This window comes from Nocardioides taihuensis, from assembly GCF_042657275.1.
GTDB lineage: Bacteria > Actinomycetota > Actinomycetes > Propionibacteriales > Nocardioidaceae > Nocardioides > Nocardioides taihuensis.
In genome coordinates this window covers 91,932-109,777 of sequence record NZ_JBHSKD010000023.1, presented here as the reverse complement: position 1 = coordinate 109,777, position 17,846 = coordinate 91,932, and the positions used below count along the sequence as shown (strand labels likewise).

At 73.9% G+C, this 17,846-nt stretch carries 13 protein-coding genes; 10 read left to right on the top strand and 3 right to left on the bottom strand.

Annotated elements, in window-relative coordinates; translation table 11 throughout:
• Positions 1 to 96: 96 nt before the first annotated feature.
• From ACFPGP_RS16820 to ACFPGP_RS16800, 5 genes are all read left to right on the top strand, one after another.
• Positions 97 to 783 carry a lysophospholipid acyltransferase family protein gene (locus ACFPGP_RS16820; RefSeq protein ID WP_378591926.1) on the top strand — a complete coding sequence of 229 codons (687 nt, stop codon included), beginning with the start codon at positions 97 to 99 and terminating at the stop codon, positions 781 to 783.
• Positions 784 to 894: 111 nt separating this feature from the next.
• Positions 895 to 2,988 (top strand): hydantoinase/oxoprolinase family protein, encoded by a 2,094-nt coding sequence (locus ACFPGP_RS16815; RefSeq protein ID WP_378591924.1) that lies wholly within the window; start codon positions 895 to 897, stop codon positions 2,986 to 2,988.
• Positions 2,985 to 4,904, top strand: a complete 1,920-nt coding sequence (locus ACFPGP_RS16810) for a hydantoinase B/oxoprolinase family protein (RefSeq protein WP_378591923.1) — start codon at positions 2,985 to 2,987, stop codon at positions 4,902 to 4,904. Before ACFPGP_RS16815 ends, ACFPGP_RS16810 begins: the two co-directional genes overlap by 4 nt.
• 143 nt (positions 4,905 to 5,047) lie before the next feature.
• Positions 5,048 to 5,461, top strand: a complete 414-nt coding sequence (locus ACFPGP_RS16805) for an SRPBCC family protein (protein WP_378591921.1) — start codon at positions 5,048 to 5,050, stop codon at positions 5,459 to 5,461.
• Positions 5,458 to 6,204, top strand: coding sequence for an SDR family oxidoreductase (locus ACFPGP_RS16800; protein WP_378591920.1), 747 nt, complete (start codon positions 5,458 to 5,460; stop codon positions 6,202 to 6,204). The genes ACFPGP_RS16805 and ACFPGP_RS16800 overlap by 4 nt, the downstream gene beginning before the upstream one ends.
• Positions 6,205 to 6,210: 6 nt before the next feature.
• Here the strand turns inward: ACFPGP_RS16800 and ACFPGP_RS16795 are convergent, their stop codons facing one another.
• Positions 6,211 to 6,894, bottom strand: coding sequence for a TIGR00266 family protein (locus ACFPGP_RS16795; RefSeq protein WP_378591919.1), 684 nt, complete (start codon positions 6,892 to 6,894; stop codon positions 6,211 to 6,213).
• Between the two features lie 184 nt (positions 6,895 to 7,078).
• Here ACFPGP_RS16795 and ACFPGP_RS16790 point away from each other — a divergent pair, with 184 nt between their 5' ends.
• The 3 genes from ACFPGP_RS16790 to ACFPGP_RS16780 all read left to right on the top strand — a co-directional run bounded on the left by ACFPGP_RS16790 (position 7,079) and on the right by ACFPGP_RS16780 (position 9,525).
• A complete protein-coding gene (locus tag ACFPGP_RS16790; protein WP_378591917.1) occupies positions 7,079 to 8,014 on the top strand; it encodes a carbamate kinase in 936 nt (311 codons plus the stop codon).
• 29 nt (positions 8,015 to 8,043) lie between these two features.
• Entirely contained in the window at positions 8,044 to 9,147 is a 1,104-nt protein-coding gene (gene bar / locus ACFPGP_RS16785; protein ID WP_378591916.1) for a barbiturase, read from the top strand.
• 132 nt (positions 9,148 to 9,279) lie between these two features.
• A complete protein-coding gene (locus ACFPGP_RS16780; protein ID WP_378591915.1) occupies positions 9,280 to 9,525 on the top strand; it encodes a hypothetical protein in 246 nt (81 codons plus the stop codon).
• Between the two features lie 15 nt (positions 9,526 to 9,540).
• Here ACFPGP_RS16780 and ACFPGP_RS16775 read toward each other — a convergent pair whose 3' ends face one another.
• On the bottom strand, positions 9,541 to 10,098 hold the full coding sequence (locus tag ACFPGP_RS16775; RefSeq protein WP_378591914.1) for a TIGR03086 family metal-binding protein: 558 nt from the start codon (positions 10,096 to 10,098) through the stop codon (positions 9,541 to 9,543).
• 54 nt (positions 10,099 to 10,152) lie between these two features.
• Positions 10,153 to 11,310 carry a CaiB/BaiF CoA transferase family protein gene (locus ACFPGP_RS16770; protein WP_378591913.1) on the bottom strand — a complete coding sequence of 386 codons (1,158 nt, stop codon included), beginning with the start codon at positions 11,308 to 11,310 and terminating at the stop codon, positions 10,153 to 10,155.
• A 43-nt stretch (positions 11,311 to 11,353) separates the two neighbouring features.
• Between ACFPGP_RS16770 and ACFPGP_RS16765 the strand changes: the two genes are divergently transcribed.
• The gene (locus tag ACFPGP_RS16765; RefSeq protein ID WP_378591912.1) at positions 11,354 to 14,614 is read left to right on the top strand and encodes an ATP-dependent helicase; all 3,261 of its coding nucleotides are present in this window, start codon (positions 11,354 to 11,356) and stop codon (positions 14,612 to 14,614) included.
• The gene (locus ACFPGP_RS16760) at positions 14,611 to 17,844 is read left to right on the top strand and encodes an ATP-dependent helicase (protein WP_378591910.1); all 3,234 of its coding nucleotides are present in this window, start codon (positions 14,611 to 14,613) and stop codon (positions 17,842 to 17,844) included. Before ACFPGP_RS16765 ends, ACFPGP_RS16760 begins: the two co-directional genes overlap by 4 nt.
• The last annotated feature ends 2 nt before the right edge of the window (positions 17,845 to 17,846 follow it).

Below are 17,846 nucleotides of genomic sequence, written 5' to 3'. Positions count from 1 at the left end.
TGGAGGATTCGTCGGTCGGGTGCGTCACCCGCACGACTGCCCCGAAGGGCCCTTGCAGCTCATACCTGTGAGGGCCCTTCACCTATTTGCGGCTCGATGGGCAAGACTGTGTCCGTGCTCTACGGCGTCGCGCACAGCGTGATCATGCCGGTGGCCAGACTCCTCTGGCGGCCGGACGTCCACGGTGTCGAACACATCCCCCGCACCGGGCCGGTGATCCTGGCGAGCAACCACCTGAGCTTCGTCGACAGCGTGGTGATCCCGTGCGTGGTGCCGCGCAAGGTCGCCTTCCTGGCCAAGTCCGACTACTTCACCGGGACCGGGTTCAAGGGCACGGCGACGCGGATGTGGTTCGAGGGCATCGGGATGCTGCCGGTCGACCGCGACGACACCAAGGCCGCGATGGACAGCCTCGACACCGCGCTCGAGGTGCTCGGGAGGGGCGAGGCGTTCGGAATCTACCCCGAGGGCACCCGCTCGCGCGACGGCCGCCTCTACCGCGGCCGCACCGGTGTCGCGCACCTGGCGCTCACCGCCGGCTGCCCCGTCGTCCCTGTCGGCCTCGAGGGCACGCCCGACATCCAGCCGATCGGCAGCAGCCGCCTGCACCTGGCGAAGGTCGCCGTGCGCTTCGGCGAGCCGTTGGAGTTCGCCGGTCGCTTCGACGGCATGCCGCTCGGCCGGGCGCGGCGCGAGGTCACCGACGAGATCATGCGCGCGATCCAGGGCCTGACCGGCCAGGAGGAGGCCGGCGTCTACAACGAGCGGCCGGCCGACGCCTGAACCCCGGCAGCTCCACGTCTCCGGGTCGGCCATCGTTGCCAACGGTCACCCGGCCCGTCGGACAACTTGTGCCGTGGCCCGCGGGGTCCGCGCACCGATTCACTGGTCGCCATGGCGATCAGGATCGGGATCGACACCGGGGGCACCTTCACCGACGTCGTCGCGCTCGACGAGGAGACCGGTGCGCTGGTCACGACCAAGACCCCGTCCACCCCGGCCGACCCGGCCGAGGGGTTCCTCGCCGGCGTCCACAAGGTGCTCGCGATGCTCGACGCCGGCCCTGACGCGGTCGGGGCGGTCAGCCACGGCACCACGGTGGCCACCAACCAGCTGCTCGAGGGCAAGGTCGACCGGCTCGGCTTCGTCACCAACGCCGGCTACGAGGCGATGCTCGAGATCGCGCGCCAGTCGGTGCCCGACGGCTACGGCAACTCCTACTTCTGGGTGAAGCCGGCGCGGATCGTCCCGCGCGACCTCGTCCGCGGCGTCGAGGGCCGGCTCGACCACACCGGTGCCGAGGTGCGCCCCTTCGACGAGGAGGGCGCGCGCGAGGTCGCCTGCTGGTTCCGCGACCGCGGGATCACCACCCTCGGCGTCTGCTTCCTGCACGCGTACGCCGACCCGCGGCACGAGGAGCGGATGCGGCAGGTGCTGGCCGAGGAGCACCCCGACGCGGTGGTCTCGCTGTCGAGCCAGGTGCTGCGCGAGTACCGGGAGTACGAGCGCGCGATGACCACCCTCGTGGACGCGGCGGTCAAGCCCCGCCTCGCGGCGTACGTCGGGAACATCGCGCGCCGTCTGCACGACCTCGCCGGGCGGCAGGTCCCGTTCTACGTCATGAAGAGCAACGGCGGCGTGCTCTCGGCCGACGAGGTGGTGCACCAGCCGATCACCACGGTGCTCAGCGGCCCGGCCGCCGGCGCGCTCGGTGCGGCGCTGATCGCGAAGGTCGCCGGCTTCGACCGGGTCCTGACCAGCGACGGTGGCGGCACCTCCACAGACGTCTCGGTCGTCATCGACGGCGAGCCGACGCTGACGACCGAGGGCAGCGTGGGCGCCTTCCCGTCCAAGATCCCGATGATCGACGTGGTCACCGTCGGCGCCGGCGGTGGCTCGATCGCCCACCTCTCGCCCGAGGGCACGCTCAAGGTCGGGCCTCAGTCGGCCGGCGCCGACCCCGGCCCGCTCTGCTACGGCAGGGGCGGCACCGAGGTCACCATCACCGACGCCCACGTGGTCCTCGGCCGGATCCCGCCCCACCTGCTCGGCGGCGAGATCCCGCTCGACGTCGACGCGGCCCGCGCCGGACTGGAGTCGCTCGCCGCGCAGCTGGGCCTCGGCGTCGAGCAGTGCGCGACCGGCATCCTCGAGATCTCCGCCTGGAACCAGGCCAACGCACTGCGTCAGGTCACCGTCAAGCGCGGGCTCGACGTCCGCGACTTCGCGCTCACGACCTTCGGCGGCTCCGGGTCGCTGCTGCTGTGCCGGCTGATGGACGTGCTCGGCATCCCGACCGTGCTGGTGCCGCCCGACCCGGGCAACGTCTCGGCGTTCGGCCTGCTCACGGTCGACGTGAAGAACGACTATGTGCAGACCCACGTACGTCTCGCCGACGCGCTCGAGCCCGGCGAGGTGGCCGCGATCCTCGACGAGCTCACCGCGCGGGCGGCGGCCGCCCTGGCCACCGAGGGGTTCGCGCCCGAGCAGCACCGCTTCCAGCGCACCGCCGACGTGCGCTACTTCGGCCAGGCCTTCGAGGTGCGGGTGCCGGTCTCCGACGGACCCGTCGACGCGGCCACGCTGGCCGAGGTGGCGACGCGCTTCCACGCCGAGCACCGCGCCCTCTACGGCTACGACTTCGCCGGCGACCCCGACCAGCAGGTCGAGTGGGTCAACCTCCGGGTCTCCGGCATCGGCCCGATCACCCGCCCGGAGATCCGGCGACACCCGTCGGTCGAGCCTGTCGAGACCACGGGTGAGGGCACGCCCGACCGACGTACGCGCCCGGTCTGCTTCGACCCGGCGGACGGGTACGTCGACACGCGCGTCGTCCAGCGGGCCGACCTCGCGCCGGGACTGGGCCTGCCCGGCCCCGTGGTCATCGAGGAGTACGGCTCGACCATTCCCATCCACCCGGGCTTCCAGGTCGAGGTCGACGAGTTCCTCAACCTCGTCGTGACCCGTGACGAGGAGGCCGACGCATGAGCCGCCGGGCCCCGACCCAGTTCCCCTTCGGCTTCCTCACCGACGACCGGGGTGCGAGCGCCGACCCCGTGCTCGTCGAGATCGTGCAGGGGTCGCTGGCCAGCGTGGAGATGGAGGTCGAGACCGCCATCGCCCGCACCAGCCGCAGCCCGATGATCCGCGACGCCCACGACTTCCGCGCCGGCATCCACGACCGCCTGCTGCGCAAGCTCACCGGCCGGTCCTACTCCGCGCTCGTGCACCCGGTCGCGCGTGACTTCCCGATCGCCGAGATGCGCGAGGGCGACGTCTTCTTCCACAACGACGTCTACCGCTCCGAGGGCGGGATCGGGCACCTGCCCGACCTCTGCGTGACGGTGCCGGTCTTCTCCGACGGTGCCGTGGTCGCGTTCGTCCAGGCCTTCGGGCACCACGACGACATCGGCGGGGCCGTGCCGGGCTCGATGCCGAGCAACGCCACCAGCGTCTTCGAGGAGGGCCTGATGGTGCCGCCCATCCGGCTCTGGGACGCCGGTGTGCCCAACCGCGCGGCGCTGGCGATCATGACCCGCAACTCGCGGATGCCCGAGAGCCTCGCCGCCGACCTCGACGCCGAGTGCTCGGCCTGCCTGATGGGCGCCCGCCGGCTCGGCGAGCTCTTCGACCGGTACGGCGTGGCCGCGGTCGAGGCGTGCTTCGACGCGATCATCGACCGCACCACCACGACGTACCGCCGCGAGATCCTCAGCCAGATCCCGGTCGGCAGCTGGACCTGGGAGGACTACGCCGAGCACGACGGCGTCGACGAGCCGCGGCTGCACGCGCAGCGGATCACCCTGACCCGCACCGCGCCCGACGACCCCGACGGCGAGCGGCTGGTGCTCGACTTCGACGGCACCTCGCCGCAGGCCAGGGGGCCGATCAACCACTGCGGCGACCACAGCGACGGGGTCTTCCTGAAGAAGTGGCTGGCGCCCATCCTGCGCAACCTCGCCGAGAGCCCCGAGCGCATGGCCGAGCTCGACGTCAACGAGGGCGTGGTGCCGCTGATCGAGATGCGGTTCCCCGAGCCCGGCACGCTGCTGACCCCGGTCTTCCCGGCGCCGACCAACGCCCGCACGTTCGTGATCCTGCGCCTGCTCGGGGTGCTCGCCGGCGTCGTCGCCAAGGCCGTCGACGGCCGGATGCCCGCCGACCAGGAGACCATCCGCTACACCGGCGTCTACGGACTCGACCGCGACGGCCGGCCGTACCTGATGCGCGAGGTGCTCGGCGGCGGCTCCGGCGGCCGCTACTACGCCGACGGCGAGGACACCATCCACGTCGTGCCCGACTCGCGGAACCTGCCGACGGAGTTCACCGAGGCGCGCTTCCCGTTCCGGGTCGAGTCGCTGTCGCTCGCCGTCGACTCCGGCGGGGCCGGCGAGCACCGCGGCGGCCTCGGCTACGAGAAGCACGTCCGGATGCTCGAGGACGCCCACTTCATGTCGATCGCCGACCGGTCGATCCTCGCCTGCTGGGGCGTGCGCGGCGGGCTCGCCGGCGCGCCCTTCGAGGTCACGATCGACCCCGGCGGGCCGCGCGAGCGCACGGTCGACGCGCTCGCGGACGCCGAACCCGTCCGCGCCGGCGAGGTGATCCGGATCCGCACCACCGGCGGTGGCGGCTGGGGCGACCCGCTCGACCGCGACCCCGGGGCCGTGGTCCGCGACGTGCGCTGGCGCAAGGTGTCCCCGGAGGCCGCGCTCGCGTCGTACGGCGTGGTGCTCACCGGCTCGCTCGAGGCCGACGACCTCGCCCACGACCCCGACGCGACCACCCGCCACCGCGACGACCTGCGCGCCGCCCGCCCCGCGGACGCCCCGTTCTTCGACCGCGGCCCCGGCTACGCCCGCCTCTCCGGCGGCACCCCCCACCCCGACCTCGACCGCCTCTGAGGCCGAACCGTCACTCAGATCCGTCGAACCGTCAGCTGGATCCGTCGAACCGTCAGTTGGGGCGGCGCAAGTGACGGCTCGTCTGATCTGAGTGACGGTTCAAGCGATCTGAGTGACGGTTCGACGGGGTCTACGCTTCCGGCATGAGGTTCGAGCACGCGATCGAGATAGGGGCGACACCGGCGCGGGTGTGGGAGATCTACTCCGACGTCGAGCGCTGGCACGAGTGGACCGACTCCATCACGTCGGTCGAGCTGCTCGACGGCCCGCTGCGTGTCGGCGCGCGGGCCCGGGTGCGCCAGCCGAAGCTGCCGGTCGCCGTCTGGTCGGTCACGGAGTACGACGAGGGCCGGTCGTTCACGTGGGTCTCCGGGGCGCCGGGCCTGCGCACCACCGGCACCCACCTCGTCGAGCCCAGCGGTGACGGCGCCCGCGCCACGGCGCGCCTCGACCAGGAGGGTCTCTTCGGCGGGCTCGTCGGCCGGCTCAGCAAGGGGCTGACCGAGCGCTACCTGGCCATGGAGGCCGCCGGGCTGAAGGCCCGGTCGGAGGCGTGACCCGCCCGCTGACCCTGGTCACGGGCGGCACCCGCGGTATCGGCGCGGCGGTGGCGCTGCGGCTGGCCGCGGAGGGGCACGACCTCGTGCTCGGGTTCCGGCAGGACGCCGGGGCGGCCGAGGAGTGCCGACTGGCGGTCGGGGACGCCGGCGCCGGGTGCCACGTGGTCCGCGCCGACGTCAGCCGCCCCGACGGTGTCGACCAGCTCTTCGCCCGGGCCGCCGAGGTCGGCCGGGTGACGGGGGTGGTCAACAACGCCGGTGCCACGCTCCACGTCGGCCCGCTGGCCGACACCCCCGTCGACGTCGTCGAGGAGACCGTGCGGCTCAACCTCACCGGCGCCCTGCTGGTCGCCCGGGCAGCTGTGCGCACGATGGCGCGCTCGCGGGGCGGCGCCGGCGGCGTCCTGGTCAACATCAGCTCGGGAGCGGCGACCCTGGGCTCGCCGGGGGAGTACGTGCAGTACGCCGCGGCCAAGGCCGGCGTCGACGCGCTGACGCTCGGCCTCGCCCAGGAGGTCGCTGCCGACGGCGTGCGCGTGGTCGGGGTGGCGCCCGGCATCGTCGAGACCCGGATCCACGCCGACGCCGGCGAGCCGGGCCGCGTCGACCGGGTCGGGCCGCTCGTGCCGCTCGGCCGCGCCGGCCGGCCCGCCGAGGTCGCGGAGGCCGTCGCCTGGCTGATGGGCGACGCGGCGTCGTACGTCACCGGGACGACGCTGCGCGTCGCCGGCGGTCGCTGAGGCGGTTCAGCTGCTCGACGAGGGCTGCGGCAGCTGGGGGATCAGCCAGCCCAGGAAGGCGTCCTGGCTGCGGGTCTGCACGTAGATCCGACCGGGCCCGGTCAGGTCGCACACGAGCCCCTCGCCCGAGAGCATGGTCGACTTCCAGCCGCCCACCTTGCGGACCTCGTAGCCGACGCCCTCGGTCCACGCCACCAGGTGGCCCGTGTCGACGGTGAGCCGCTGGCCGGGCTGGAGGTCGATGCCGTGGATCGCGCCGTAGCTGGAGAGCACGAGGCCGCCGGTGCCGGTGACGTGCAGCACGAAGAGTCCCTCGCGCGAGAAGAACGTCTTGGCGCCGCCCCACTTGGTGTCGATCTCGATGCCGCCGGAGCAGGCCACGAACGACCCCGACTGGACGTAGAGCGAGGTGTTCTCGACCGGCCACGACACCAGGTCGCCGGGCAGCGGCGGGGCGAGGAAGAGCTCCTCGCCGTCCGCTCCGGAGGTGAAGGTGTTCATGAAGAACGACTCGCCGCCGAGCACCGCCCGGCGCAGTCCCTTCATCACGCCGCCCTGCGACGAGGTCTCGATCGAGACCCCCGCGCTCATGGCGAGCATCGAGCCGGCCTCGGCACGTACGGTCTCGTCGGCGGCAAGGGTCAGCTTGGCGGCCGCGTAGGCGGGGCCGTAGAGGATCTCGGTCTGCATCGTCGCTCCTGGAGGGTGAGGGTGGCACCGACGCTACGGTCGGGCCCGCCCCGGCGACACGGGTCCAAGGTCCCCCGCCCACCACGGTGACGCCGCGGTGATTGGCAAGTCCTGCCAGCCCCCGGCCGGCGTGTTGGCCGCTGTTGCTGTCGTCGGGTGCCCGCCGGGTCACTAGGTTCGGCGCATGAGGGTCCTGCTCGCGCTCGGTGGCAACGCCATGACGAACGCCGACGGCCGGGCCCGGGTCGAGGACCAGCAGGCCGCGGCCGCGGTCGCGATGGCCGCGGTGGCCGGGCTCCTGCACGACGACGTCGACGTCGTGCTCACCCACGGCAACGGCCCCCAGGTCGGCAACCTGCTGGTCAAGAACGAGCTGGCCGCGGCCGTCGTGCCGCCCGTGCCGCTCGACTGGTGCGGCGCCCAGACCCAGGCCACGATCGGCTTCACGCTGATGAACGCTCTCGAGGCAGCCCTCGCCACCCGCGGCCTCGAGCGTCGTACGGCGACCGTGGTCACGCGCACGCTCGTCGCGTCCGACGACGACGGGTTCGCCCACCCCACCAAGCCCGTCGGCCGGTTCCTGCCCGCCGACGAGGTCGAGGTGCTGGTCGAGCACGGCGAGACGTGGGAGGACCGCGGCGAGAAGGGCTGGCGCCGGGTCGTCGCCTCGCCCGAGCCGCTCGAGGTCGTCGACGCGGCCGCGGTGCAGGTGCTCGTCGACGCCGGGTACGTCGTGGTGGCCGCCGGCGGCGGTGGCATCCCCGTCGTCCGCGAGAGCGACGGCACCCTGCGCGGCGTCCCGGCGGTCATCGACAAGGACCTCACGGCGGCTGTCCTCGCGCACACCGTGGGGGCCGACGTGCTCGTCGTGGTGACCGACGTCGCCCACGCCGTCCTGCGGTACGGCGCGCCCGACGCCGAGCCGCTCGGCACCGTCGCCGTCTCGCGGCTGCGCGAGCTCGCCGCCGAGGGCCACTTCGCCAGCGGCTCGATGGGCCCGAAGGTCGAGGCCGCGTGCCGCTTCGTCGAGCGCGGCGGCACCCGCGCCGTGATCACCGACCTCGAGCACATCCCCGACGGCGTCCGCGGCGACGCCGGCACCGTCGTCGTACCCGACTGACCACCGTCAGCAACAGGAAGGAACCCGTCATGCCCTCCGCCATCGAGGTCCGCAAGGTCCCGATCCACTCCGTCGCCGACGCCTCGGAGCTCGCGAAGCTGATCGACGACGGGGTCATGGAGGCCTCGCGGGTGATCGCGGTCATCGGCAAGACCGAGGGCAACGGCGGGGTCAACGACTACACGCGGATCATCGCCGACCGCGCCTTCCGCGAGGTGCTCGTCGCGAAGGGCGCCCCGGCCGAGCAGGTCAGGGAGGTGCCGATCGTGTGGTCCGGTGGCACCGACGGCGTGCTCAGCCCGCACGCGACGATCTTCGCGACCGTGCCCGACGACCAGGTGGAGAAGACCGACGAGCCGCGGCTGACCGTGGGCTTCGCGATGAGCGAGCGGCTCCTGCCGGAGGACATCGGGCGCGCCGCGATGATCACCAAGGTCGCCGACGCGGTGCGGGTGGCGATGGAGCGCGCCGGGATCACCGACCCGGCCGACGTGCACTACGTGCAGACCAAGACGCCGCTGCTGACCATCCACACCATCCGCGATGCCAAGGCGCGCGGCAAGACGGTGTGGACCGAGCACACCCACGAGTCCATGGACCTCTCCAACGGGTGTACGGCGCTCGGCGTCGCGGTCGCGCTCGGCGAGATCGAGATGCCCGGCGACGAGGACGTCATGCACGACCGTTCGCTCTACTCCTCGGTGGCGTCCTGCTCCTCCGGCGTCGAGCTCGACCAGGCGCAGGTGGTCGTGGTCGGCAACGCGCCCGGTGTCGGCGGTCGCTACCGGATCGGCCACGGCGTGATGAAGGACGCCCTCGACGCCGACGGCATCTGGGACGCGATCCGCTCCGCCGGGCTCGACCTCCCCGACCGCCCTCACCCCACCGACCTCGACGGCCGCCTGGTCAACGTCTTCCTCAAGTGCGAGGCCTCCCAGGACGGCCAGGTCCGCGGCCGTCGCAACGCGATGCTCGACGACTCCGACGTCCACTGGCACCGCCAGATCAAGGCATGTGTCGGCGGGGTCACCGCCTCGGTCACCGGCGACCCGGCGGCGTTCGTCTCCGTCTCCGCGGCCCACCAGGGCCCCGACGGCGGCGGCCCGGTCGCCGCGATCGTCGACCTCGGGTAACCGCCCGCACGCGGTCCGCACCGGGCTCGAGTGTCAAGCCCCGCCGGGAGGTCGGTCAGCCGATGTTCCCGGTTCCGTACAGGTCGCCTCAAGCACCTGTCACTGCCGTCGGCGAGGTGGAACGCTGGCGTCATGAGCAGGACGCGGGGGCAGGGCTGGTCGACCGGTGAGCCGGTGACCGTCTACTTCACCGAGTCCGACGAGCGGGAGGCGACCTGGCGGGCCGGGAGCGTCCTGGGCTGGTGCCGTCTGGACGACGAGGTCTGGGTCACCGTGCAGTGGTACGACCTCGAGACGCTCGGCTTCCACGCCGACCTCGTGCCTGCGGAGCGCTGCCGCAAGCTCACCCCCAGCGGCCTGCGCCGCACCACTCCCTGACGCCCAGCGACTCCGTCAGCTGACCTCGCGCCCGGCAAAGGCGGCCAGGCGTGCGTAGGGATCGGCGTCCGCGGGTGCCTCGCGCTCGGGAGCGAACGCCTCGCCGCGCATCTCGGGCTTCATCGTGGCGGTCATGAACGCCAGCCCGCGCTCGGCCACCTCGGGGTCGAGGTCACCCTCGTAGCCCACGGCCCGGGCGAGGTCCCACGTGTGCGTGGCGAATTCCGCGGTGTTGAAGTCGGCCGCGCCCGCGTGCTCGTCGTCGACCTGGTGCCAGTGGTGGATCAGGTCGTCGGCGCGGTTGCGGAACTCCTGCGCCCAGCCCTCCTCGACCAGCGGCGGCTCGGCCGACCAGTCGACGTCCTCGCCCCGGCCCATGGCGAGCATGTTGACCGGGTCGGCGAGGAGGTGGGCCACGAGGTGTGCGACGTCCCAGTCCTCGCACGGCGTGGGCCGCCCGAGGTCGTCGGGGTGGACCGCCTCGAGGACGTCGCCGGCCTGGTCGAGCGCCCGGGACAGGACGACGACGGCGCGGTGCGGAGTGGTGTCGGTGACGGGTGTGCTGCTGGTCATGGTGGATCGCCTCCTGCCCTCAGGTTGCCACGGGGCGGGATTCCCAAACGAGGGTCAAAGGTCCAGCCAGTCCCGGATCTCGCGGTCGTGCTGGCCCAGGGTCGGCGGCGCGACGTGCTGCGACCGGCCGCCCGAGAAGGGCTGGTCCTCGAACCGGATCGGTGAGCCCGGCAGCGTGATCGCTCCCAGCGTCGGGTGGTCGACGTCGAGCAGCAGCCCCTGCGACTTCACCTGCTCCCAGCCGTACACGTCGTCGAGCGTGCGCACCTTGCCCGATGGCACGCCCGCCTCGGCCAGCGCCGCCAGCCAGTGCTCCGCCGGGCCGTCCGCGAACCTCGCCTCCAGCGCCGCGATCAGCTCGTCGCGGTTCGCCACCCGCTGCTTGTTGCTCGCGAACCGCTCCTCGGCCGGGTCCCACCCGAGCGCCGCGCACAGGGCCCTCCAGAGGTTCTCCGAGCCGCACGCGATCTGGATCGGCGCGGTCCCGGTCTCGAACAGGCCGTAGGGCGCGATCGCCGGGTGGTGGTCGCCCGCCAGGCCCGGCACCTCGCCGGCCACGGTCCACCGGGTGCCCTGGAAGGCGTGCACGCCGACCATGCCCGCGAGCAGCGAGGTGCGCACGACGCGGCCCCGGCCGGTGCGCGAGCGCTCGTGCAGCGCCGCCAGCACGCCGTACGCCCCGTTCATCCCGGCCACGAGGTCCGCGATCGGCACGCCCACCTTGGTCGGCCCCTCGACCCCGGTGATCGACATCAGACCGCCCTCGCCCTGAGCGATCTGGTCGTAGCCCGACCGCGACGCCTCCGGCCCGTCGTGCCCGAAGCCGGTGATCGACAGCACCACCAGCCCGGGGTTGAGCTCGTGCAGCCGCTCGACCGGGAAGCCGAGCCGGTCGAGCACCCCGGTGCGGAAGTTCTCCATCAGCACGTCGGCCCGCTCGACCAGCCGCGCCAGCACCTCGCGGTCGTCGTCGGTCTTGAGGTCGAGGACCAGCGACTCCTTGTTGCGGTTCGCCGAGAGGAAGTACGTCGACTCCTGCGCGTCCTCGGGCCCCACGAACGGCGGCCCCCACCCCCGGGTGTCGTCGCCGGCGGGTGACTCGACCTTGATCACCCGCGCTCCCAGGTCGCCGAGCATCATCGCGGCGTGCGGCCCCGCGAGCGCGCGGGTCAGGTCGAGGACGATCAGGTCGGACAGCGGCCCCTCGGTCATGTCGTTCAACCTACTGTCGGCACCAGATGATCGAATGGCAGGCATGACCCCGACGGCGACGGCAGCGGCCCCCACCCCGGCCGCCGGCTACCGTCTCCTCGCCCCGGGCGTCGCCCCCGAGGCGCCCCCGCTCGACGCCGACCAGCAGCGCGTGGTCGACCACGAGGGCGGCCCGCTGCTGGTGCTCGCGGGCCCCGGCACCGGCAAGACCACGACGCTCGTCGAGGCGATCGCCGACCGCATCGAGCGCCGCGGCACCGCCCCTGACCGCGTGCTCGCCCTGACCTTCTCCCGCAAGGCGGCCGAGCAGCTGCGTGACCGCGTCACCGCCCGGGTGGGCCGCACGATGAGCACCCCCGTCAGCTCGACGTTCCACTCCTTCGCCTACGCGCTGATCCGGCACTACTCGCCCGCGGAGCTCTACGAGGCGCCCCTGCGGCTGCTGTCGGCCCCCGAGCAGGACGTCGTGCTGCGCGAGCTGCTCTCCGACCACCCCGAGTCGGTCGCCTGGCCCGACTCCCTGGCCCGCGCGCTCGGCACCCGCGGCTTCGCGCGCGAGGTGCACGCCGTCCTCTCCCGGGCCCGCGAGAAGGGCCTCGACGGCACCGAGCTGCGCGCCCTCGGTGAGGCCGAGGGGCTGCCCGAGCTGGTGGCGGCCGGCCTGTTCCTCGACCAGTACCTGACGAACCTCGACCACCAGGGCGCCACCGACTACGCCGACCTGATCCGCCGGGCGACGATCGAGGCCGAGGCCCACCGTGACGAGCTGCGGGCGCGCTACCGCCACGTGTTCGTCGACGAGTACCAGGACACCGACCCCGGCCAGGTCGCCCTGCTACGGGCGATCGCCGGCGACGGTCGCGACCTGGTCGTCGTGGGCGACCCCCACCAGTCCATCTACGGCTTCCGGGGTGCCGACGTGCGCGGCATCCTCGACTTCCCGGCCGCGTTCCCGCGGCTCGACGGGTCGCCCGCCGACGTGGTGGCCCTGCGTACGACGCGCCGCTTCGGCCCGCGCCTGCTGGTCGCCTCGCAGCGCGTCGCCCACCGGCTGGCCCTGCCGGGCTCGATCCCGCCCGAGGCACGCGCGGCGTTCCTCGAGCCCGCCGCCGACGCGGGCGACCTCGGCGACGGCCGGGTCGTCGTCCGCACCTTCGACACCGAGCGGGCCGAGGCCGAGCACCTCGCCGACCTGCTCCGGCGGGCCCACCTCGAGGACGGCGTGCCGTGGGACCAGATGGCCGTGCTGGTGCGGTCGGGGCGCTCGTCGATCCCGCCGCTGCGCCGCTCGCTGGGCGCGGCGGGGGTCCCGGTCGAAGTGGCGAGCGACGAGCTGCCGCTGGTGCGTGACCCGGCCGTGCTGCCCCTGCTCGACGCGCTGCGGGCCGTGGTCAACCTCGACAACGACGACGTCGAGCACGTCGACCACATCGACGCCGGGCGGGCGGAGGCGCTGCTGCTGAGCCCGCTCGGGGGGCTCGACGCGGGCGACCTGCGCCGTCTCGGTCGCGCGCTGCGCACGCGCGAGAAGGCCGTCGCCGCGACCGAGGTGCGCCCGCCGCTTCCCTCCCGCGAGCTCGTGCGCCGCGCGGTCGTCGCCGACGGGTTCCTCGAGGGGCTCGCGGGGCCCGAGGCCGAGCGCGCCCGCGCCCTCACCATCCTGCTGCGCGACGCCCGCGCCCAGCTCGACGACGGCGCCACCAGCGAGGAGGTGCTCTGGACGCTGTGGTCCGGCACCCGCTGGCCCGAGCGGCTCCGGCGCTCGGTGGAGCACGGCGGCGGCTCCGCGCGCCGCGCCCACCGCGACCTCGACGCGATCTGCGCGCTCTTCGAGGTGGCCGCCCGGGCCGAGGAGCAGCGCGACCACGTCGGCGTGCGGGCGTTCCTCTCCACGCTGGTCGCGCAGCAGATCCCCGCCGACACCCTCGCCGAGCGCGGGGCCCGCGGGGCCGCCGTACGCCTGCTGACCGCGCACCGCTCGAAGGGCCTCGAGTGGCGGCTCGTCGTCGTCGCCCACGTGCAGCAGCAGGGCTGGCCCGACCTGCGTCGCCGCTCGACCCTGCTGCAGGCCGACCGGATCGGCGCCGGCGAGGTCGTGCCGCCGGTGACCACCCGCGAGCTGCTGCTCGAGGAGCGCCGGCTCTTCTACGTCGCCTGCACGCGGGCCCGGCAGCGCCTCGTGGTCACCGCGGTGAGGTCGCCCGACGACGAGGGCGAGCAGCCCTCCCGGTTCCTCGAGGAGCTCGGCGTCACCGTCGACCACGTCGTCGGGCGCCCGCCGCGTCCGCTGTCGATGTCCGGGCTGGTCAGCGAGCTGCGGCGCACGCTCGCCGACCCCGAGACCAGCGAGCCGCTGCGCGCGGCCGCGGCTCGCCGGCTGGCCCGGCTGGCCAGCGAGACCGTCGGCCACCGCCTGCTGGTGCCGGCCGCCGACCCGGGCACCTGGTGGGGCACCCGCGCCGCCACCCGCTCGCCCGCGCCGGTGCGCCCGCCCGACCAGCCGGTGCCGGTCTCGGCCAGCGTGCTCAAGCTGATGGACGTCTGCCCCACCCACTGGTTCCTCTCCCGCGAGGCCGGCGGCATCGCCCGCGCGCACCAGTCGGCCAACCTCGGCGAGCTCCTGCACGCTCTCGCCCAACGCGTCGCTGCCGGCGAGATCGTCGCCGGGCCCGACGACACCGACGTGCTGATGGCCCACGTCGACGAGGTCTGGGACCGCCTCGAGTTCCGCACGCCCTGGTCCCAGCAGCGCGAGCACGAGCGGGTGCGCGCCGCGATCGGCAAGTTCCTCGCCTGGCACCACGCCAACCCGCGGGAGCTGCTGGCGACCGAGGCGCCGTTCACCACGGTCGTCGACCTCGAGGGCGGCGAGCAGGTCAGGCTGACCGGCTACGCCGATCGCATCGAGCTCGACGCCGAGGGGCGGGTGGTCGTGGTCGACCTCAAGAGCGGCCGCTCGGCCCCGAGCGGAACGTCGGTCAGGGGCGACCTCCAGCTCGGCCTCTACCAGTACGCCGTCGACGCGGGCGCCGTCGACGAGCTCGCCGGCCGCGAGGCCGAGGCCGGGGGAGCCGAGCTCGTGCAGCTCGGTCTCGAGGACGGCAAGCCGGGCGCCACCGTGCAGCCCCAGCCGGCCATGCCGGACGACAGCCCGGCCCGGCGCGAGCTGCGCACCAAGCTGGCCCGCTCGGCCCGGCTGCTGCGCGAGGAGACCTTCCCGGCGGTCGCCGGCGAGCACTGCCGCGACTGCGACTTCGTGCCGCTGTGCCCGATCAAGAGCGCCGGGGCGGTGACCGCCCGGTGACGCCGCGACCGATCGGCTCGCCCGAGGAGCTCGCCCGGGTGATGCGCACGCCGTACGTGCCCTCGCAGCAGCAGTGGGCCGCGATCTCGGCGCCGCTGTCGCCCTCGGTCGTCATCGCCGGCGCGGGCTCGGGCAAGACCACGCTGATGGCCGCGCGCGTCGTCTACCTCGTCGTCACCGGCCAGGTCCGACCCGACGAGGTGCTCGGCCTGACCTTCACCACCAAGGCCGCCAGCGAGCTGCGCTCGCGGATCCTCGGGGCGCTGCGCGAGGCCGGCGCCCTCGACGAACCCGGGCCGGCCGACCCCCGGGGAGACGGCGCCGGGGGCGACGACGACGCCGACGACGTCCTCGAGCCCACCGTGGCGACCTACAACGCCTACGCCGCCGCGCTGCTCACCGACCACGGCCTGCGGATCGGGCACGAGCCCGACACCCGGGTGATCACCGACGCCGCCCGCTACCAGCTCGGCGCCCGCGCGGTCGACCGGTTCACCGGCGAGGTCCACCACCTCACCGACCACCCCGAGACCGCGATCCAGAACCTCCTCGCGCTCGACTCCGCGATGAGCGAGCACCTCGTCGGCCCCGACGACGTGCGGGCCCTCGATGCCGAGGCGCGCCGCGGGTTCCAGCGTGCGCTCGAGGAGGAGGTCGCCGGCAAGGACCGCAAGACCTACCGCGAGCCGGTCGAGAAGGCGATCTCCGCGATCGACCGTCGCGCCGAGCTGCTCGAGCTCGTCGAGGCCTACCGGCGGCTCAAGCGCGACCTCGGGCTGATGGACTTCAGCGACCAGATCGAGCTCGGCGCCCGGCTGGCCAGCGAGCAGCCCGACGTCGGGGCCCTCGAGCGGTCGCGGTTCAAGGTCGTGCTGCTGGACGAGTACCAGGACACCTCGGTCGCCCAGGCCGTGATGCTCTCGCGGCTCTTCGGCGGGGGCCACGCGGTCACCGCCGTGGGCGACCCCAACCAGGCGATCTACGGCTGGCGCGGGGCCTCGGTGTCCAACATCCTCAACTTCGCCGACACCTTCCCGGCCGCCTCCGGCGAGGTGCCGGTGCTGCCGCTGACCGTCAACCGCCGCTCCGACGCGCGCATCCTCGAGGTCGCCAACCGCCTCGCCGAGCCGCTGCTCGCTGCGCACGGTCAGGTCGAGCCGCTCGAGGCCAAGCCGGGCGCCGACCCCGGCGAGGTGACGACCCGGGTCTTCGAGCGGCAGGCCGACGAGCTGGCCTGGCTGTCCGACGCCGTGCGTGAGGCCCACGACGACTCGTGGGCGGCGATCGGCGTGCTGACCCGCGACAACGCGCACGCCGCCGACGTCTTCGACGCGCTCACCGGCGCCGGCATTCCCGTCGAGATCGTCGGCCTCTCCGGCCTGCTGCGCCTGCCCGAGGTCGCCGAGATCGTGGCGGTCCTGCGGCTGCTCCACGACGTCACGGCCAACTCCGCGCTGCTGACGCTCCTCAACGGCCCACGCTGGGCGATCGGCCCGCGCGACCTCAAGCTGCTCAGCAGCCGGGCCTCCGAGCTCGCCGGGCAGCGCGGGCGCGGTGCGACACCGGCGTCGGTCACCGACCACCTGCTGGCCATCGCCGACGGCATCGACCCGGCCGAGATCCCCTCGCTCGACGACGCGCTCGCCGACCCGGGGGACGCGCCGTACTCACCCGAGGCCCTGGAGCGGTTCGCGCTGCTCGCCGCGGAGCTGCGGATGCTGCGCGGGCACGCCGGCGAGCCCCTGCTCGACGTCGTACGCCGGATCATCGACACCACCGGCACCGACGTCGAGCTCGCCTCGGCGGTGAGCCCGGCGGCCTCGGCGCGGCGCGACAACCTCGACCTGTTCGTCAAGGCGGTCGCGGACTTCCAGGCGGTCGACGGCGACGTCTCGCTGCCGGCCCTGCTGGCCTACCTGACCGCCGAGGACGACCAGGGCAACGGCCTCGACGTCGCCACCCCGAGCGAGGCCGACTCGGTGAAGCTGCTGACCGTGCACCGTTCCAAGGGCCTCGAGTGGGACGCCGTCTTCCTCGTCGGCGTGTGCGAGACCCGGTTCCCCTCGAACCGCTCGCGCACCCTGTGGACCTCCTCGCCGTGCGTGCTGCCCGCGCCGCTGCGCGGAGACGCCGGCGACCTGCCGCAGCTGGCGGGCTACGACAAGGCCGCGCTCGACGCCTACCGCCAGGCCACCCGCGACCACGACGCCGAGGAGGAGCTGCGCCTGGGGTACGTCGCGTTCACCCGCGCCGCCCACCGGCTGTCGGTGACCTCCTACCTCTGGAGCCCGCGTGCGACGCCGTTCGGTCCCTCGGCCTACCAGGTCGTGGTGCGCGACCAGCTCCTCGCGTGGGGCGAGCCGGTGACCGGCTGGCTCGACAAGCCGGCCAAGGGCGACCCCCACCCGTACGCCGGCGTCGACCAGTCGCGTCCCTGGCCCGCGACCGAGCAGGGCCTCGAGGCCGCACTGCGGCTCGAGGCCGCCCGCCGGGTGCGCGAGGCCGACCCGGCGGCCCCCGACTCCGGTCTCGACATGATCGAGGCGGCGCGGGTCGCCGACTGGGACACCGAGCTCGACCGGCTGCTGGTCGAGGCCCGCCACGACCGCGCGGCGGAGCGCGACATCGCCCTGCCGTCGAGCCTCTCCGCCACCGCGCTCGCCCGGCTGCGCGACGACCCCGAGGCGTTCGCCCGCGACCTCGCCCGGCCGATGCCGCGCCCGCCCTCGTCCGCGGCCCGCTTCGGCACCCGCTTCCACGCCTGGGTCGAGGCCCGGTTCGGCCAGCAGCCCCTGCTCGACCCCGACGACCTGCCCGGCCGCGCCGACTCCGGCATCGACGACGAGTCCGAGCTGCACGAGCTGATCAAGCGGTTCGAGGCCGGGCCCTTCGCCGACCGGGTGCCGCACGCCGTCGAGGCGCCGTTCGCCCTCGTGCTCGACGGCCAGGTCGTCCGCGGCCGGATCGACGCCGTCTACGCCGATCCGGTCGACGGCGAGCCGGGCTACCTGCTGGTCGACTGGAAGACCAACCGCTCCGCCACCGCCGACTCGCTGCAGCTCGCGGTCTACCGCGTCGCCTGGGCCGAGCTGACGGGCGTCCCGCTCGAGCGGGTGCGCGCGGTCTTCTACTACGTCCGCACCGGCGAGGTCGTCGAGCCCGAGGGCCTGCCCGACCGTGACGGGCTCGCCGCGTTTGTCGCCGGGGGCACGGGGGGATCCTCCGGCTGAGG

What these genes read in the sequence shown, in the direction of transcription:
- ACFPGP_RS16805 (WP_378591921.1), top strand. Translation starts at nt 5,048, where the DNA reads ATGAGGTTCGAGCACGCGATCGAGATAGGGGCGACACCGGCGCGGGTG.
- ACFPGP_RS16780 (WP_378591915.1), top strand. Translation starts at nt 9,280, where the DNA reads ATGAGCAGGACGCGGGGGCAGGGCTGGTCGACCGGTGAGCCGGTGACC.
- ACFPGP_RS16795 (WP_378591919.1), bottom strand. Translation starts at nt 6,894, where the DNA reads ATGCAGACCGAGATCCTCTACGGCCCCGCCTACGCGGCCGCCAAGCTG.
- ACFPGP_RS16820 (WP_378591926.1), top strand. Translation starts at nt 97, where the DNA reads ATGGGCAAGACTGTGTCCGTGCTCTACGGCGTCGCGCACAGCGTGATC.
- ACFPGP_RS16815 (WP_378591924.1), top strand. Translation starts at nt 895, where the DNA reads ATGGCGATCAGGATCGGGATCGACACCGGGGGCACCTTCACCGACGTC.
- ACFPGP_RS16775 (WP_378591914.1), bottom strand. Translation starts at nt 10,098, where the DNA reads ATGACCAGCAGCACACCCGTCACCGACACCACTCCGCACCGCGCCGTC.
- ACFPGP_RS16790 (WP_378591917.1), top strand. Translation starts at nt 7,079, where the DNA reads ATGAGGGTCCTGCTCGCGCTCGGTGGCAACGCCATGACGAACGCCGAC.
- ACFPGP_RS16810 (WP_378591923.1), top strand. Translation starts at nt 2,985, where the DNA reads ATGAGCCGCCGGGCCCCGACCCAGTTCCCCTTCGGCTTCCTCACCGAC.
- ACFPGP_RS16765 (WP_378591912.1), top strand. Translation starts at nt 11,354, where the DNA reads ATGACCCCGACGGCGACGGCAGCGGCCCCCACCCCGGCCGCCGGCTAC.
- ACFPGP_RS16770 (WP_378591913.1), bottom strand. Translation starts at nt 11,310, where the DNA reads ATGACCGAGGGGCCGCTGTCCGACCTGATCGTCCTCGACCTGACCCGC.
- bar (WP_378591916.1), top strand. Translation starts at nt 8,044, where the DNA reads ATGCCCTCCGCCATCGAGGTCCGCAAGGTCCCGATCCACTCCGTCGCC.